General features: G+C 33.0%; 13 protein-coding genes. 2 read left to right on the top strand and 11 right to left on the bottom strand.

Going from position 1 to position 17,471, the window contains the following annotated elements:
* Nucleotides 1-34: 34 nt before the first annotated feature.
* The 9 genes from HNS38_RS06330 to HNS38_RS06290 form a co-directional block, all read right to left on the bottom strand.
* Nucleotides 35-454, bottom strand: coding sequence for a hemerythrin domain-containing protein (locus HNS38_RS06330; RefSeq protein ID WP_172279142.1), 420 nt, complete (start codon nt 452-454; stop codon nt 35-37).
* Nucleotides 455-461: 7 nt separating this feature from the next.
* Entirely contained in the window at nt 462-1,895 is a 1,434-nt protein-coding gene (locus HNS38_RS06325) for a glycosyltransferase (protein ID WP_172279144.1), read from the bottom strand.
* Between the two features lie 6 nt (nt 1,896-1,901).
* Nucleotides 1,902-3,134 (bottom strand): hypothetical protein, encoded by a 1,233-nt coding sequence (locus HNS38_RS06320; RefSeq protein ID WP_172279146.1) that lies wholly within the window; start codon nt 3,132-3,134, stop codon nt 1,902-1,904.
* Nucleotides 3,134-4,846, bottom strand: a complete 1,713-nt coding sequence (locus HNS38_RS06315; protein ID WP_172279148.1) for a YaiO family outer membrane beta-barrel protein — start codon at nt 4,844-4,846, stop codon at nt 3,134-3,136. Before HNS38_RS06315 ends, HNS38_RS06320 begins: the two co-directional genes overlap by 1 nt.
* On the bottom strand, nt 4,843-5,250 hold the full coding sequence (locus HNS38_RS06310) for a response regulator (protein WP_172279150.1): 408 nt from the start codon (nt 5,248-5,250) through the stop codon (nt 4,843-4,845). The genes HNS38_RS06315 and HNS38_RS06310 overlap by 4 nt, the downstream gene beginning before the upstream one ends.
* Nucleotides 5,247-6,434, bottom strand: a complete 1,188-nt coding sequence (locus HNS38_RS06305) for a hypothetical protein (RefSeq protein ID WP_172279152.1) — start codon at nt 6,432-6,434, stop codon at nt 5,247-5,249. The genes HNS38_RS06310 and HNS38_RS06305 overlap by 4 nt, the downstream gene beginning before the upstream one ends.
* Nucleotides 6,435-6,778: 344 nt before the next feature.
* Nucleotides 6,779-8,419: a C45 family peptidase gene (locus tag HNS38_RS06300; protein ID WP_172346159.1), complete on the bottom strand. Its 1,641-nt coding sequence runs from the start codon at nt 8,417-8,419 to the stop codon at nt 6,779-6,781.
* Entirely contained in the window at nt 8,416-9,924 is a 1,509-nt protein-coding gene (locus HNS38_RS06295) for an NAD(P)/FAD-dependent oxidoreductase (protein ID WP_172279156.1), read from the bottom strand. Before HNS38_RS06295 ends, HNS38_RS06300 begins: the two co-directional genes overlap by 4 nt.
* On the bottom strand, nt 9,924-10,310 hold the full coding sequence (locus HNS38_RS06290) for an SRPBCC domain-containing protein (RefSeq protein WP_172279158.1): 387 nt from the start codon (nt 10,308-10,310) through the stop codon (nt 9,924-9,926). Before HNS38_RS06290 ends, HNS38_RS06295 begins: the two co-directional genes overlap by 1 nt.
* A 122-nt stretch (nt 10,311-10,432) precedes the next feature.
* On the opposite strand from HNS38_RS06290, the gene HNS38_RS06285 reads away from it, so the two are divergent.
* On the top strand, nt 10,433-11,758 hold the full coding sequence (locus HNS38_RS06285; RefSeq protein WP_172279160.1) for a HAMP domain-containing sensor histidine kinase: 1,326 nt from the start codon (nt 10,433-10,435) through the stop codon (nt 11,756-11,758).
* A 50-nt stretch (nt 11,759-11,808) separates the two neighbouring features.
* Here the strand turns inward: HNS38_RS06285 and HNS38_RS06280 are convergent, their stop codons facing one another.
* Nucleotides 11,809-12,930, bottom strand: a complete 1,122-nt coding sequence (locus tag HNS38_RS06280; RefSeq protein ID WP_172279162.1) for a hypothetical protein — start codon at nt 12,928-12,930, stop codon at nt 11,809-11,811.
* A gap of 263 nt (nt 12,931-13,193) precedes the next feature.
* Here HNS38_RS06280 and HNS38_RS06275 point away from each other — a divergent pair, with 263 nt between their 5' ends.
* Nucleotides 13,194-15,416 carry a glycosyltransferase gene (locus HNS38_RS06275; RefSeq protein WP_172279164.1) on the top strand — a complete coding sequence of 741 codons (2,223 nt, stop codon included), beginning with the start codon at nt 13,194-13,196 and terminating at the stop codon, nt 15,414-15,416.
* Here the strand turns inward: HNS38_RS06275 and HNS38_RS06270 are convergent.
* The gene (locus tag HNS38_RS06270) at nt 15,406-17,340 is read right to left on the bottom strand and encodes a response regulator (protein WP_172279166.1); all 1,935 of its coding nucleotides are present in this window, start codon (nt 17,338-17,340) and stop codon (nt 15,406-15,408) included. The genes HNS38_RS06275 and HNS38_RS06270 overlap by 11 nt on opposite strands.
* Nucleotides 17,341-17,471: the final 131 nt, after the last annotated feature.

Raw genomic sequence — 17,471 nt, 5'->3', positions numbered from 1 at the left:
CATTGAATTGATAATCTTTTTCCCAATCTACAAATTATTTATTGGTTTTGATCTGGCGCCTAATGGTTCGAGCTTGCATGATATGAGATATGGTCCATTTCTTAATATAATCTTGCATGTCTTTTAATAGAAAAGTATTTCTATAGGTATAAGCACGACCAAACTCATCAACTTTTCTAATAAAATCCTGATAAGAGCTTACGTATTTATTGATTTGAGTTTGATTATCATGATCCAGTAATTCAGGAGCAACACTGGCATATTTTTCAGTGAGCTTCTCAAGTTCTTGGAGTATTTTTTTCAATCCTTCTTTATGATTCTCTACTCTCGTATCGCTTAAGTCTCGTATTTCATCATGAATATCTAATAATTCTTCATGTTGCTTATCAACACTTGTGATACCAACTAAATAGGCATCATTCCAAGTGCGCTTTATAATTTTAGGTAATACCATAATTTTTTTATTTATTCTCACTATCGAAAGCGGTACGTGTCATCTCACCCCACTTCTGGTTGTTTTTAATGAAGAAGCTAAAGTTCCCTCGAATAGCAAAATACACATTTAATGGGTGAAACACTATAACTTCAATTAGAGCAAAAAAGATCACTTGAAGCAAATATCCATAGCCTTTATATTTATTAAACATGATAGCCTCGAATAAAACACCTAACATGGAAAAAGCAAAGGCGAAAGACAATACGAATAATGATAATAATAGATAGCTACTAGAGTTTACATCTCCAAGTATTATCAAAATTATAAAATATACAACTCCAATTACCTCTACAATTGGGGCTAACCATTCAAACAAGACCCAATATGGAAAACTCACCATACCAATTCTACCGTAACGCGGATTAAACATCATGTCTTTGTGTTTCAATATGGTATCAATAGCTCCTCTTGTCCATCTATTTCTTTGGCGAGATAGTATTTTAAACGAGGAAGGTACTTCTGTCCAGCATAAAGGATCTGGTATAAATGCCACTTTATATTTCATTTTCAATTCATTTCGCATATACTTTCTCATGCGAACTACAATTTCCAAATCTTCCCCTACAGTAGTACGATCATATCCACCCACTGCCACTACAATATTTCTATCAAACATTCCAAAGGCACCTGAGATAATCAATAATCCATCCACTTTACTCCAAGCCATTCTACCTAAAGTAAAAGCTCTAAAATACTCTAGAACCTGAAACTTCACTAATAACGCTTTAGGAAACCTAACTTTAGTAATTCTTCCGTCTTTAATTTCGCAATTATTAGCTACTCGAATTACTCCTCCAGATGAAATTACTTTTCTACCTCTTTCTTCTTCTAGAAATGGTTTCACCAGTCTTAATACCGCATCGGGCTCAATAATACTATCCACATCTACAGCTACAAATAAATCGCTCCTCGACACATTGATACCAGCATTTAAAGCATCTGCTTTTCCTCCATTTTCTTTATCTACTAAAATAAGATTGGCATATTCACTATGTATAGAACGATAAATGCCTCTAATTTTACTAGATTTCACCTCGTATTCTATTGCCATTTCCACCTTTATAAGTCCATAGTGTTCAATGGCCTTTGACAAACTATCATCAGTACTACCATCGTTTACAATAATAACATTGATTTGAGGATAATAAATGGATAAGAGACTTCTAATATTCTCGATGATACTTTTTTCTTCATTAAAGGCAGGAGCAATAATAGAAATACTGGGGAGGTTCTTATAGCTTAAAATACTTCTATAATCGAAATATTTATTCTTATTAACATAACGCCTTAATTCAACAGTAGAAAGAATAGAGATAAGTACATAAATAATAAATAATATCAATGCATATATCAGAAAGAAACTGCTAAATATATCGGAAAATGTAAAAAGTAAGGTCATAATCAATTATATAATGTTAAAGTCTGCCACTTCACGACAAGCCAATGCAATTCTTTCATCATCCATTTCTTGATATTTAAAAAACTGGGTGACATTATGCTCAAATAACATTCTAAGTGCATATACTTTAAGTAAAATACTATCATTCTTAATTACAGTATCAAGAAACTCTGTAATCCGTTCGGTTAAATCAACTTTAGACAAAGCCTTCATGATATGTAATTTATTCTCCTGGCTTTCTGTTTCATATTTGGTCAATAGGAAGTCGATATCTACTTCAGATTGTTCATTACTCGTATACAATTCCCAAGCAACTTCTCTCAATAAATCATCATTATCTTCCAATGCTGATTTTACTAATTCTCTTTGATCTCTATTTTCATTTGCACTAACCAATAATGAACCTGTTACACTCAATCTTGAAGAAGGAGATTTTATCATATCCTGATAATTGGTATTATTCACCTTTAAACTTCTATCTATCGCATTATAGATGGTATTTATAGTAAGTTTAGAAAGGTGGTATTTTTGAGTTAACAAGAAGTCTAGGTTATTTGTTTCTGAAAGCCTAACATAAGCCACAATAGACTCATATCTAAGGGCATAATTTTTACTGGTAATATATTTAGAAATCTGACGCTCATAACCATTAATTCCCAAATAGGAAGCTATTTTAAAGCCTATGATCTTTTTACTGATATTACGAGAATAAAGGAAATATTTCAATCGTTTATTAATTCTAGCATCCTCCATGAGTTGGGTAAACTTATATCTAAAATCTTCAGAAATCAAATTTTGAGTTTGAACTATCACGCTAAAAAATACTTCAGTAGCAAGATTGCTCTTTACATTTTTTCTAAAATACTTATAGATATCTTTATAATTATTGACTTCATCAAAATAATCAGAATACAAAAACTCAATCATCTTTTCGGTAAAAGCTTTTTCATATGCTTTTGCATTCTGCTGTTGTTTCTCTTTTACATATATAAAATAGGCACTAGCTATGACAAAAAACAAAGCAGCAATAAATGACCAAATACTAATATATACCAAGATATGTATCCACCAATCTAGGTGTTCAAAGTATTGATATACGGGATTAATCAATTGGTAATCTCCTATCCTTACACTGGGAACATAAAAGAAATATGTAAGAAAGATTATAAGTCCTATTAATAGTACTATAAACACTCTTCCAATTAAAAATCGAATATTACTAAGAATATATGTCATCATTAGAATCGGTGTTTATAAATGATTTCAATAGTATAACGGTTTCTAAATACACTTTTGGCCGTTTCTTCATAAGCAAAGCCAAATGATATTTTCAAATCGTTTGTTGTGGTCACCATTAAGCTTTTTTCTAGCTTAATTCGATAAGAATTTAAATTGAAATAATCCCCTATAGGATCAAGTAGATATCTTTCATCGGGAGAATTACCATAAGCCAGTTCTACACCCCAATAATTAAAGGAAATATCTCCAAACCTTCTTACGTTTGCAACAAAAGAAATAGAATTTCCATTTTCATCAATTGTATAATAAGGCCTGAAAGCAAACCAATATTTATTTAAATATTTACCAATATGTCCGGTTAAAATAGGAACATGCTTATCAGTAAAATACATATACCTTGCTCCAATTGAGGCTTCAAACTTAAGTTTTAATGGGAAGAAATATTCAATACCTGCTCTATGTTTTGGAAATACTTCATTCATAACAGATATTCCATAATTAAAATAGAAATATTTTGATTTCTTTAGCATATGGTAATAATCTACCTCCACTTGTATTCCATCAGTTCCAAATCGATTGGCATAATTTAATCTAAAAATAAGCATATTCTTTTTTATCTTAAAACCATAATCGATATAGGCTAAATGCTGTGGTTTAGGATCATTATTATCAAATAAATCAATGGCGTAATATCCAGTAATCGTATTTTTCTTACTCTTTATTAAGATATCTCTATAAGCATTAAACAAAGGAGTAGAATCCAGCAACGGCTTTTGTTCCTCTGGTTCAAAAACATTAACTGCAGAATCATATTCTATTAAACCATTATAAGCATAAAGCCTCTTCTGTGCTAAATTATAATCATTAGCATAATCATTCTTTTCCGCAAGGTCTGCTGTGTTAATCACTTCATTATATTCTTGATTCCACAATAGTGTATTTAACCAAATATCATAAAGCTCTTCGTTTTTGGGTTCATTTTTATAGGCATAGTCTATATATATTTTTGCACTATCATACTCTCCTTGCCAAGCATAAGATTTCGCTTTCATAACTAAAGCACTTAGATTACTAGGGAAAATATTCAAAACAGAATCCGCATTTTTAATCGCAGTAGGATAATTTCCTTTTATGGCCTCCTCATGTGCTTTCACTAATAAAGAATCTCTAGTCATTCTATTTTTTGCCAATAACATATTATCGTAAGCCTCCTGCATAGGAACTGAATCCAAAAGCTTCTTAACCTCTACATCTTCAAACTGTTGAACAGCCTTATTATATTGATTCAAATTTTGATAAGCATAAAGTTTCTTTAAATTCAGATTATAATCATTTTCATAACCCTCATTCTTAGCAACTTCTACAAGGTCTAATAAAGCTTTATATTCAGAATTCCATAACAGTATATTCAACCAACTATCGTACATCTGTTGATTGGTATTGTCTAATCTATTTACAACTCCAATAAAATATTTAGCTGTCATATAGTCTTCATTCCAAGCATTTACATTGGCTGCCATGATATTAGCATCTATCCTATTGGGTTCGTCCTCTAATAGTGTATTTAAATTGATCAGGGCCTCATCATATTCTCCATCCAATGCCAATTGAGAAGCCTGACTTAATAATGAATCGGCGTTCAGCTGTCCAAAGGAAATTTGAATAAACATCAAATTCAACACAATGATGAATAGGTATAATTTATTTCTCATATAGTAGCATTAAATTCATTTTGTTCCAATGAAATCCAACTGTTTTTCAAATCATATAATATCATTCGAGGGTCGATGGGTTTCTCATAAAAATAGTTAGCTCCTCTTCTTAAGGCTTTGGTTTTCATATCATGAACATCCACACCAAAATATAGGATGCTACAAGTTTCTCTTCGGTTCTGACGTAAATAAGAGATGGCCTCAAATATGGCTCCTCCAGTTACAATTTCATCAACTAGAATCAAGTCGGACTTAGACGTAATTACCGATTCTCTCAATTCAAACATGGAAGAATATATTTTCACAACAATACCATCATAGTATTTCTTGAACATATATTCCATGGTGTTGGAAAATACAGCATCCTCCGATACAATACTCACAAATACTAAATCGTTATTCATCGCTTTTGAATTTTTGAGTAATAATCATTTACAATTTTTGTAGTTAAGGGTTTATAAAAATCCCAGAAAAAACTAACTCTTTCTTGTGGTACATTTGAATAGGCAAACGAACTTCCCCAGCTTGACTTAGTAAATTTAGAGGACTTTAAGCCAATGGGATTGTCAGAAAAATCTCCTGCAAAATAATAAAATGGATAATCGCCTTCTCCTTTAACCACAGCTGGAAATACTGTTGGGATATTAAAATGATTTAATATAGAATCCCCTTCCTTATTCAAGCTTAAGTGATAATTAGAAATAACCACATTGGGATCATAAAAATAACAGATATCAAACCAAAAAGGATACTTCATTACCTCAGGTAAATCATATTCCTCACAATAATTATCAGAAGTATGAATATATGGTACTTCGTCCTCAAGGTGAATTCCATTTTCCACTATCACTATTCTATCATCGTTTCTTACAAAAACTATCCCAGATTTCTCAAATGGCCATTCTCCATATTGATTTACATAATTTCTTTTTACCCAACCTGGCAGCTCCAAGTTTACAGCAGTATCTAAAATATCAAAATATCTTCCTACCCACGTACTCCATTCCATGGAAAACATTTCTTCAAATTCTTTTCTTTCTCTTTTATTTGTAGGTGAAGCTATGATATTGAATTCTGTCATGATGAGTTTCTTCTGTTCCTTCATCCCCTTTAAAACATATAATTCTGAGGGAGTCAACTTGCCATATATATGCCTTGATCGCTCCATTGGAGGTAATTTCTTATAATTCATCGGTGCAACATTTGGATAAGCATCCCACCATTCAGCAACATATATTCCATATAAATCAGTATAGTAAAGCATATCGTATGCATTTACCAAAGAATCTAGTTGATACTCCTTATAATCATTAAAATCATTTACTTCGTATCCTCCTTTTTCATCAGGGAAAAATCCAAAATAGTCGAGCTCTGGATTATAAAGATCACCATTCGCTTTTACATATCTTTCATGGTTCAGAATCCAATTTAGAGAACTATGCTCTTGGACATCCTTATTTAAGACAGTCTTATCCACTACTAAAACACTTAATTCCTTATCCTCTTGCCCGTACCAGAACAACCAAGATATCAATGGAATACATATCAAGAGTAATAATAGAAATATAGAAATTATTTGCTTTTTCATCCAATAATTCTTGTCAAATGACCTTTTGATTTTGATTAACTCTTTGCTTTATCAGTATCTAAACTGAACACCTCAATTCTTCAACAAACATGCCAACATAGCTATAATACTCATTTTATGATAGTTAAAAAAATATCTTAAGCCTACACTTTCCCAATTTGAGAATCGTATCTTATTTTGGATGTTTTCCTATAAACAATACCATGTACACTAGTTAAAAATAGCTCGATTTTGAAATTTGGATAAAAACCATGAAATTGGTAAAAGATTCAAAAATTGAAATTATTGAAAGATAAAGCTATTATAAATGAAATAAAACATAGTAATTACCGAGAAGCTCAGAATTATTCCATTTTGCTGATTTTATCATTAATGCGATTTACCTCATGCTGATTGGGAATAAAATAATCAAGGGCTTTATCATAATACTCTTTAGCTCTTTTGGTATTTCCTTGAACTTGAAAATAATCGCCAGCTAGTTCATAGGTATAAAAATAATGAGGATTGGAATTTATCAGCTTCTCTATATCCACCAGAGCATGCTGTTCTATTTTATCTTTGAAGCTTTTAAACTGTAAAAAATTAGGATAGACTTCCAATAGAAAATTAGAATCTGCCGGAATAAAATGATTCACTAAATCATGGCTTAAGAATGGAGGATACTTTTCTTGGAAAATACTATCCAATTGATAACATAAATAAGGACCCATTTGATAGGGAGCAGTAGAAATCCAAAACTTTTTTTGTTCGGGTTTAAAGATGATAGAATGATGAGCTATCAACTGATTGATGGCTCCCTCATTACCTAGTCCAATATCTTCATTTGCCCATCCCTTGGTATCCCTCAATACTCTTGCAAAGTCATACTCGTTAAACTTATTTTGCTCTTCCAACAACTCCTCTACCCTATCAAATCTATAATCCGTTACATTCTCCTTAATATTATCTAGATTAATTTCTGAATTAGAAAGCTCCTCACTTTGAAAATGGTTGGTTAAAATTAATTCATCCTCTGATGTATGATACAAAATAGTTTGCTCAGGAGTTTTTTCGATAATAGCCATTTGATTATCTTTAGCTGAAGAAATCATGAAGCTTTCAGCAACAAAAGAATTATACTTTTGAGCTAGCTCATAGGCTTCCTCAATATTAGAGGCATATTGAAGAATATCTCTAGCAATGATAGAAACTGGTGTTTTCGCAAAAAGAGGAATTTCTGATTTGGCAGAATTCAAAGTAATCGATAATCCCTGATCATTCATGCCACTTACAACTCCAATCATCCCTCCCCAAGTAATACTGGCAAAAGAATATCCTGTTTCTGGTTTTACAAATAAGATGATTTTGTTTTTCGCAAATTCATCACCCACATAAAAATCAAAATTACGCCCTATGAGGAGGCTAGAATCAGAAGACCGACCATTATTTACGCCAAAAGCAGTGCATTCAACTAGGTGTAGGTTTTGCATGGCATGTCCAATATCGTGAGCCGCATGGTAATTAAGTTGACGAGCATAATTATCCCCAATGAAGTTAAAATCTTCAGAAGCAAATAAAGATACGGCTTTTATTTCCCTTAGGTATTCATTTGGAATACGTTCAGGCAATTGATAGTTTATAAACGAGAGGACGTATTTTAAGAAATTAAGATAAGATTCTGAGGGAATCATCTTTTTAATTTGCTTGACAAATGCGTATTCCTGATATTTGATTAAGTTTTGAGCTAAGATTCCATTTTTGATGCCTAATTCCTCAGGACTTCCTGAAATATACATTTCCCATAATCCAAATCTATTCTTCCGTAACCAAGCATCTTGATATTGGAAAGTAGTATCATTCCATTGAGTCAATTCTTCCTTATTAATCTCAAATGCTGCTAATTCAGGCTCCTCTAATTGACTAATACTGAAGCCCCAAAGTAGAGTCATCAATAAAAATGACAATATCAATAGGAATATCAAAGCAATTACTTTCTTTAATTTCATAAGGAGACTTCTTTTCTTATTTTTTGAAGCAAATAGTCATAACCTAGAATTTCCGCACTGGTTAAAATAGCACTAATAGTGACACCTAATGCTCCATGCATATTTAAATTCTGTCCAGTGAAAAACAAATTAGGAATTTTAGTTTTCGGAAGAATGATACTTTTATAGGGGTTATTATGGTCTTTTTCTATACCATAGGCTGAGCCTTGAGGTGCGCCAGTATAATGTTCATATGTTAATGGCGTTGCGGCATACCAAGATTGGACTTTAGATCTAATTCCAGGGAATTTTTTTTCTAATTCTACCAAAAGCTTTTCCGCTTTTCTATTTTTAAAATCTTCATAACCCTCACCACGCATTCCTTTTTGAGTCCCTCTCCACTCCCCTAATTCGTTATAATTCATATAGGTAAGAATATTTGCATTATCGGCCCATTTTTGATTTTGTGTAGAACATCCTGTATAGAATAAAAAGAAATTAGGCCAGTTATCTGCATTTTGTAATCCCCAAACGCGATTATCCATGAAATGATAAAAGTTGCGATTAGAGTATGGAAAAGAATTAGGCTTGAATACCAAATACAGATTGAAAAAACTAGTTGTGTTCTGCAAATCATTAATTCGTTTCCGATACACTTTTTTAATCCTTCTATCCTCAATCATTTGCATGGTTTGAGCAGGATGAATATTTGATATAATATTCTTGGAATAATATTTATTTCCTTCCTCCGTTTCTATCCAAGTATTATCAGAATCTTCCGTGGAAATGGTAACCACTTTAGATCGATTTATCACTTCTCCACCCGCCTTCTGTATCACTTCTACTAAAGCATTAGCTAATTGCTGACTTCCACCAACAAAACGCCAAGCACTTTCAATAAACTGTCGGTTTACCAATGAATGGACATAGAGTGGTGTTTTCCCCTTCACTCCACCATATAATGAATTGGTTGCCCCAAGTACAGCCTTTAATGTATCACTTGCCTGTAAAGTTGAGATATACTCAAAGGCTCCTCCATTCAAATAATCCTCTCCTTTTTTAATTTGGTCATAATTATTTAAATAAAGAAGAGGAAATTTATCGGTAATTTTCCATAGTTTATTGGTGTATTGATCAATAACAGATTTTTCCTGAGGAAAAGATTGTACTAATTGCTGTTTAAAGTTTTCTTTGCCTTGACCATAATAAAAAGTCTTGGAGTTATTTGCAAAACTAAGCTCCTCAAAGCCATCCATATCCAATCTCTTAAGATGAAGCTTATCTAATATCCCTAAGTATTTAAAGTACTGATGTAAAAAGCCATTCTCTTCAAGTGCGCCAATATAGTTCATCCCTGTATTAAAGATGGTATGCTCACGCTTAAAAGTATGTAATAACCCCCCTATTTTCTTCCCTTTCTCCAATACCAATACACGAAGTCCATTTTTAGCTAAAACAGCTGCAGAAACCAATCCGCCCAAACCACTTCCAATAACTATAATGTCGTATTTACTAGTTGAAACCATTAAATTTCCAATAATGCTTTAACTGCACCAAGATATGATTCCTCCCAACCCTCTACTATATTTTCAAAAGCCTCCCCAGGAATATTAGTATGATTAAGTTCTACACTTGAACCTCCTCCTTTTTTCCAAATTTTCATGGTAACAATACTGGGATTTTCATCATCTTCGTCACCAAAATACCATTGTTGTACTACTTTCTCATTTTCTATAACTTCAAGTACTTTTCCTACGATATCTCCACCCCATAAAGAGAACTCAGAACCAATTTCCTTACTCATTTCTGCTTTGTCGCCTGACCACAATTCTATAGTAAATGGATTTGTCAGGGCAGTAAATACATCTTGTGGTTCTGCTTTAATCTGAAAATAAGCTTTATAGTCTTTCATGAATATGATTTTTTTGAGAATTCGAAAGTATAAAATTTGTGTGAATAGCAGCAATATTTTTTCATTTATAACTTGTTAAATAACGAGATTTAACGTAAATTTATCCAACTTAAAATTAAAGCATGTCAACCAAGGACTTCATTAACCAAGCCAATATAATACCTAAGACTTTTAGGGTAGGTATTATTTCAGGTTTTATACTCTATTCTGTCTATGGATTTCTAGACTATTATATGTTACCAGAAACACATGAACTTGCATGGAATATTCGTTTTTACCTAGTTGGCCCAACACTCATCGTCCCATTTATTCTTTCCTATCAGAGAAGGTTCCATAATTTCCTAGGACTTTTTACCACATTCTTAGTGTCAGTTGCTCAATTAGGTATTTTTTTAATGATTTTTAATGCATATCCGCAAGAACAAGGGCATGATGACTATTATGTTGGATTAATTCTGGTTATTCTTTGGGCTGCATTTATTTTTAAACTCAATTATAAAATCATTATTGTTTTTTCCTCCATAACAATTATTGTTTATGGATACTTTGCCATTACATTGCAAAATATGTTATTATTTAGTACAAACGGTCCCCATTTCCCTACTTTTTTCAATAATATGCTATTTTTAAGTTCCATGTCTTTACTTGCAACTATTGGTGCTTATCTTATTAATGATTATAATGAGAAGTTACTAGAGGAAAAAAAACAAATTCAAAAAGCCCTAGAAAAAAGTAGAGAAAGTGACAGGATTAAAACTAGTTTTTTAAGTACCATGTCTCATGAAATAAGAACTCCGTTAAATGGGATTATTGGCTTTAGTGACATTCTACTTGATGAGCCTGATGACGAAGACACTAAAGTAGCTGCTGAATCTATTAATCGACAAGGGTACCAACTTTTAAAAGTTTTGAGTAGTATTTTAGAATTTAGTGAGTTGCAATCTAAGGCTGATTTAGGTAAAATAGAAAAAGTGGGTATGAAAACATTTATTCACAGAAACTTCTCCAATTTCGATCTTTATAAAAGCAGACATGACAAACCAAATGCAGAATTGGAAATCAATTTTTCTGAGGAAATTAAGAGTCAATATTTATATATACAATATGAAAAACTAGAATCTGTAGTAAACGCCATTCTGGAAAATGCAGTAAAATTTGGAGACAATAAACCTGTATTAATGTATGGTGAAATAATTCATGAATCTGGATTGGTGATTAGCGTAAGGGACAAGGGAATTGGAATACATGATTCTCATGGTGATGCCGTTTTTGAGAATTTCAGACAAGTGGAATCTGGTCATAATAGAAAGTTTGATGGTATTGGAATGGGACTGACCATGTCGAAAAAAATTGTCAACTTTATGAATGGAAGCATTTGGTATGAGCAGAATACAGACCGTGGAACAACCTTTCATGTTCATATTCCAAAATGCTTAAAGAGAGTCTAAGCCAAAAAAAATCCTACTCAATCGAGTAGGATCTCCATATTAAACATGTTTTATTTGAGCCTCAGTAGATCATATTTTTTATTCTGTTCTATCAATAAATATTTAGCGTTCGAACCTTTAAGTTCATCTTTATTCAAATCGAATTCATGCATCCCATTATTCTCTTTTAGCTTCATTGACTTAATCTTCTCAAAATTCTCGTCGTAATAAGTGACTTTCATTTTACCCTCTTCATTGGTTTTGAAACCAATAACTGGATTACTATCACCATCAATATTTACATTGATATCCATTTCTTCAAGTCTTTGATTTTCATTTACTGGTAAACCAGCATCAACAGCTTTGTCGAAATCTTTTTCACTAGCTGCTTGAATCATAATCATATCTGAATAAGAACCTTCACCATCAATTATCGTTTCTACTACAAAGGTTTTTTCTCCATGATTATGGCCATCTTCACCACTATAGAACATTACATTTCCACTTTTACCTTTGCTACTTTTCTTGATGATTACTTTATGTTCACCATCCTCCTCAACCCATACATTAACATCAGAGTCATGATGATGCTCCATATCCTCCTCATCTCCAATCCAAATCATACTTGTATGAACTTCAGTGGTATCATTACCATCAATAATATACTCAACATTGCTATCTTCATGCATAAACATGGAATGCTCATCTCCAATGAATATTTTATTCTTATGTGCAACATTTCTCAAATCTGACTCCTCTAAAGTTTTCAGGGCCTCATCGATTCTTTGACGAACTTCAGCTTCAATATCAAGCCCTTCCAACTCTTTTTGCAAGCTCTCCAATGCTTTCTCAACCTCTTCATTGGCTTCTTTAAGTTCCATTTTAATCACTTTACTCATTTCTGACATTTCTTCAGTCATATTAATATGAATCTCCCTCATTTGATCTTTGGTGAGCTCCATTTCAACCTCAATATCTTTCATGATAGATTCTATATCTACATCAATATCTGGTCGCATAATGATTATGGTATCAACCTCTGTATGTTCGCCATCTTCATCAACCGCTACCTTAATCACATACTTTTGTTCCTTCTTTTCTTCTTTCACTTTAGTCTGCGCAAAGCTCGTTGTGGCAAAGAATACCAAAGCCATTATTAAGGCTGAAAATTTGTAAAGATTCCCGTTTTTCATAATATCGTTTTTTTGTTTTGTTTCTGCTAGCAAAAGTAAATATAGCCGCTTTCAAATACCTTTAGCTCCGGTTAAAAATAGTTAAGGGGAGGTTAAGGTTTTAACAACAAATCAAGCATAACCACTCTGTTTTGTATTTGTAGCACAAAATGTCCTCATAGATAAACCTTTAAAATATTCGCACCCTTCTATCTCACCTATTGATTTTTTTTGTATTTTAGCTAATTAATGATTTTGGCGAAAAAGAATTAAAATAAAAGGTTATGAAAATTATTTGTTTAGGAAATTACCCTCCTCGTCAATGCGGAATTGCTACGTTTACAGAAAATTTAATCCAATCTATTTTAAAATCGGCAGAAATTAAAAATGAAATACTTGATGTGGAGATCATAGCCATCAACGACACTATTCAAGAGTATCCATACCCCGCTTTTGTGGTCAAAACAATTTCTGAGCAGAAGAAAGAAGATTATGTAGAGGCAGCTAATTATATAAATCACTCTAGCGTCGACATTTGTCTTGTACAGCATGAGTATGGTATTTATGGGGGTGAAAGTGGACTCTTTTTGCTGGCTTTATTGAGGAGGTTAAAAGTCCCTATTTATACAACTTGTCATACTGTTCTCCAAAAACCAACATTTCACCAAAAAGAAGTTCTTCAGAGAGTTGCAGCCTATTCACAAAAACTGGTAGTCATGAATCAGCTTGCCATTGGTTTTCTGAAGAATAGCTTCCAGATACAACCAAAAAAAATAGTTCGTATTCAACATGGCGTTCCAGATTTTAGTTCTTTAACACCTTCTGAGCTTTCAAAACCCAAAGATTGGAAAAATAGAAAAGTGATTTTAACTTTTGGCTTAATAGGAAGAAGCAAAGGAATAGATATGGTACTGAAAGCGCTTCCTAAAGTAATAAAAAAGAATCCCGAGGTTTTGTATGTTGTTCTCGGGAAAACTCATCCCAATATTATTAAACACGCTGGAGAGGAATATAGAGAATATTTGATGGATATGGTTCACGAATTAAAAATAGAAAACCATGTGATATTTATCAATAAATATGTAAAAGAAAACGAGCTCAAGAATTATTTAGCAGCTGCGGATATTTATGTTACACCCTATCAGAATAAAGCTCAAATCACCAGTGGAACCTTAAGCTATGCCGTTGCCAGTGGTTGTGCTGTTATTTCTACTCCCTATTGGCATGCCGAAGAGCTACTCGCCGATAACAGAGGAAGGCTGTTCGATTTTAACGATACAATAGAACTGTCGAATATCATACTTGAGCTTGTTGAAAATCCCGAAAAATTATACCAATTAAAAAGTAAAGCTTTTGAGTATGGGAAAACAATGACATGGCCAATCATTGGAGATTCTTATTTATCACTTTTCCATCAAGCAATTAAGGAGGAGCAACTATCAAAAAAAGACATTTTTCAAACCATACCCGTGCCTCAATTTAACCTGAGCCATGTGTATAGGTTAACAGATAGAATTGGTATTTTACAACATGCCAGAACCAGTATTCCTTATTTTAAAACGGGCTATTGTCTCGACGACAATAGCCGAGCCCTAGTTTTAAGTCTTTATGTTTGGAATAAAACAAAGGACAGAAAGTTACTTGAATTAATGGATGTTTACCTCTCTTATATTTCTTTCATGCAACAAGAAGATGGTAGCTTCAATAATTTCCTAGATTTTCAGAGGACTTCTTTTGTAGATGGTGTTTCAGATGATGCATTAGGACGAACCTTCTGGGCTTTAGCTTTTTTGATTAACCTTGCTCCTACTGACAGCATGTATGCATTCGGTCTTGATATGCTAAATCGATTTGAAAACCAGATACAGGACCTCAGTTATGCTCGTGGATACGCCAATGTAATTCTAGGACTAGAACAACTCATCAAACGATTTCCAGATCAAGAAAAATACAGAATTATGCTCAAGGATGTGGCAGATCGGCTATGTTATAAATACACCTACACTAGAAAGGAAGATTGGAATTGGTTTGAAGATACCATTACTTATGATAATGGATTAATGCCAGCCAGTCTATATGTGGCCTATCAGATCACGCAAGATAACAAGTATCTTCAAATAGCTGAAGAAAGTAGACTTTTTTTAGAATCTAAATGTTTTAGAGAAGATTGGCTCAGTCTGATAGGTAACGTGAGGTGGTTGAGAAAAGGAGATGATTTTGCACTTTTCGGCCAGCAACCTGTAGATGCCATGGCAATGGTTATCATGTATGAAAAAGCTTATCAGGTGACAAATGACAGTGTAATGATAGACAAACTCCTCATATCCTTTTATTGGTTTCTAGGATATAACGACCTAAACATTAGCCTCATTGATTCAGAATCCAATGGCTGTCATGATGGCATTGAAGAATTTAGCATCAATAGAAATCAAGGGGCAGAAAGTATGATATCCTATTTGATCTCTTACTTTTTCGCCGAACCCTATTTTAATGATCCTATAAATTAAGAATTTTTTCCAATCTTGTTAATAGAACACTTTTATCAATGGGCTTTTTAATGTAATCAACCGCACCTAAACCAATGCCTTTAATCTCATCAGCAATGCTCGTATATCCTGACAAAAATATGACTGGAGTATTATAGTTATGCTTATTCATGTAGTCCAACATTTGATAACCATCTAGGTTAGGCATAGCAATATCTGATAAAATGACATCGAAGGGTTCTTTTCCAATTTTCATGAGTGCAACAATTCCATCGGGAGCAATCTCAACTTCATAACCCTCAGATTTCAATATCACAGCTAGCATCTTTTGGTAGATAACTTCATCTTCCACTATCAAAACTCTAGCTTTAGCTTTTACTTGGTTAGTTCGTCCTTTCTTTAAATCGGAAGGAACCAAACTTGTGAGTAATTCCTGCAAAGAAACAGTTGCATACGTTGATGAAGTATCCGACATTGCATAAGGAATAACTAACTCATCATTATTAACGATTGAACCACAAGAGTATACTACATTGGGAACATAACCTTCTCTTTCCTCCTCATTAGGTGATAATAATGGTTCACTTAATTGTCCAATGATTTTTGTAGGGTCATCCAAATCAAGTAATAGGGCACCCATTACATATTTTCTCATCACACCAACACCATGTGTCAAAACCAACCAACCATAATCTGTTTCAATAGGTGAACCACAATTTCCGACCTGAATAAACTCCCATGGATACTTAGGAGAGTGTATTTTCAAAGCCTCTCCCCATAGATTGATATCATCGGAATACATGATATAATTATTCACACCATCTATGCGCGACAGCATCACATATTTTCCATTAATCTTTCTGGGAAACAATGCCATTCCCTTATTTTGAGCATTTTCCCCATGAATGGGCATGATTTTGAACTTATAGAAATCTTTGGTTTCTATAAGTTTTGGCATGATACTTCTACCATTATATGCAGTGTAGGTTGCATAATAACGCACAGTACCTTTATCATCGGTGAATTTCACAAATCGGGCATCTTCTATACCATTGCTTTCTGATGCTGCAATGGGAAAAATCACTCTATCAGAAATACCTGTATCCAAAGAAAATATAATCTCATAGTGGGATTTGGCCAACCATCTTATGGTCTGTAAAATATTCAGCTGTGAAGCATCAGCTTGCAATTCATGATGGGTTTCCTCTAATGCGCGGTCCATTTCATGATAATCGAAATGATCTCCTAATTTATTAAGAACTGTACTTACCACCTGATCTTGTTCGTCCAAATCGATATACCCAAACTTATTAAAATACTTATTATTAATTCCTTCAGATAAATCGGCACTACAAAAACCATGAATTTCACATAGTTTTTGACGAAAAATATCCTTGGTATATATATGATTTTTTACTTTTTCAGCTTCGTCAATCAACCTCCCTGTAGGGATGAGCTCCAGATTATTATCCTTATCTAATATCCCTCCTCTAAAAACAATAGCCGAGATATGTCCTTCTCCGGTAGCCCGGAAACTAATAATGACTCTTTTCTGACCTTCTTGAAGTCCAGTTTGATCTGGGTCTTCTACCATAGAAGGATTAAAAAATGCTGCAGATTCTATAGAATACTCGGAAGTAAAGAAAGCTCCTATGAGGAGTTTTTTAGCATCAGAAAGAATATTTAAGTCACCATTTCGATCTTTCATGATGTCTTTTGTTCTATTAAAATGCTTTAAAAAAATCTTAGATATATTTCTATGTCGACCAGAAAAGTTACGTAAAGACTGATTCAAACTCAATTTCGCTGCTTCTTCGGGCATATCAATCACTTTTTGGATAATCGACTGAACTCTAGGTTCTCCGCCAGGAAAAAAGAAACGAACAATAACTCTTTTGGGATCACTGTAAAATCTTACAGGCTTACGATTGATAGTAGTACTCATAGCTTTATAATTTGATTCTAAAGTTATGAAAATATTCTATCCAATATCAAAATAAATCTTATAATTTGGAATTTTATTATAGGGTTACCCATTTAGTTCACAAATAGTTGTATATGAGTATATTATTTTGT

This window comes from Lentimicrobium sp. L6 (genome assembly GCF_013166655.1).
Lineage (GTDB): Bacteria > Bacteroidota > Bacteroidia > Bacteroidales > UBA12170 > UBA12170.
Note: the sequence above shows the minus strand (reverse complement) of the source record. Positions and strands in the feature narration are given on the sequence as shown.

What these genes read in the sequence shown, in the direction of transcription:
- HNS38_RS06270 (WP_172279166.1), bottom strand. Translation starts at nt 17,340, where the DNA reads ATGAGTACTACTATCAATCGTAAGCCTGTAAGATTTTACAGTGATCCC.
- HNS38_RS06285 (WP_172279160.1), top strand. Translation starts at nt 10,433, where the DNA reads ATGTCAACCAAGGACTTCATTAACCAAGCCAATATAATACCTAAGACT.
- HNS38_RS06275 (WP_172279164.1), top strand. Translation starts at nt 13,194, where the DNA reads ATGAAAATTATTTGTTTAGGAAATTACCCTCCTCGTCAATGCGGAATT.
- HNS38_RS06310 (WP_172279150.1), bottom strand. Translation starts at nt 5,250, where the DNA reads ATGAATAACGATTTAGTATTTGTGAGTATTGTATCGGAGGATGCTGTA.
- HNS38_RS06290 (WP_172279158.1), bottom strand. Translation starts at nt 10,310, where the DNA reads ATGAAAGACTATAAAGCTTATTTTCAGATTAAAGCAGAACCACAAGAT.
- HNS38_RS06330 (WP_172279142.1), bottom strand. Translation starts at nt 454, where the DNA reads ATGGTATTACCTAAAATTATAAAGCGCACTTGGAATGATGCCTATTTA.
- HNS38_RS06280 (WP_172279162.1), bottom strand. Translation starts at nt 12,930, where the DNA reads ATGAAAAACGGGAATCTTTACAAATTTTCAGCCTTAATAATGGCTTTG.
- HNS38_RS06315 (WP_172279148.1), bottom strand. Translation starts at nt 4,846, where the DNA reads ATGAGAAATAAATTATACCTATTCATCATTGTGTTGAATTTGATGTTT.
- HNS38_RS06305 (WP_172279152.1), bottom strand. Translation starts at nt 6,434, where the DNA reads ATGAAAAAGCAAATAATTTCTATATTTCTATTATTACTCTTGATATGT.
- HNS38_RS06320 (WP_172279146.1), bottom strand. Translation starts at nt 3,134, where the DNA reads ATGATGACATATATTCTTAGTAATATTCGATTTTTAATTGGAAGAGTG.
- HNS38_RS06300 (WP_172346159.1), bottom strand. Translation starts at nt 8,419, where the DNA reads ATGAAATTAAAGAAAGTAATTGCTTTGATATTCCTATTGATATTGTCA.
- HNS38_RS06295 (WP_172279156.1), bottom strand. Translation starts at nt 9,924, where the DNA reads ATGGTTTCAACTAGTAAATACGACATTATAGTTATTGGAAGTGGTTTG.
- HNS38_RS06325 (WP_172279144.1), bottom strand. Translation starts at nt 1,895, where the DNA reads ATGACCTTACTTTTTACATTTTCCGATATATTTAGCAGTTTCTTTCTG.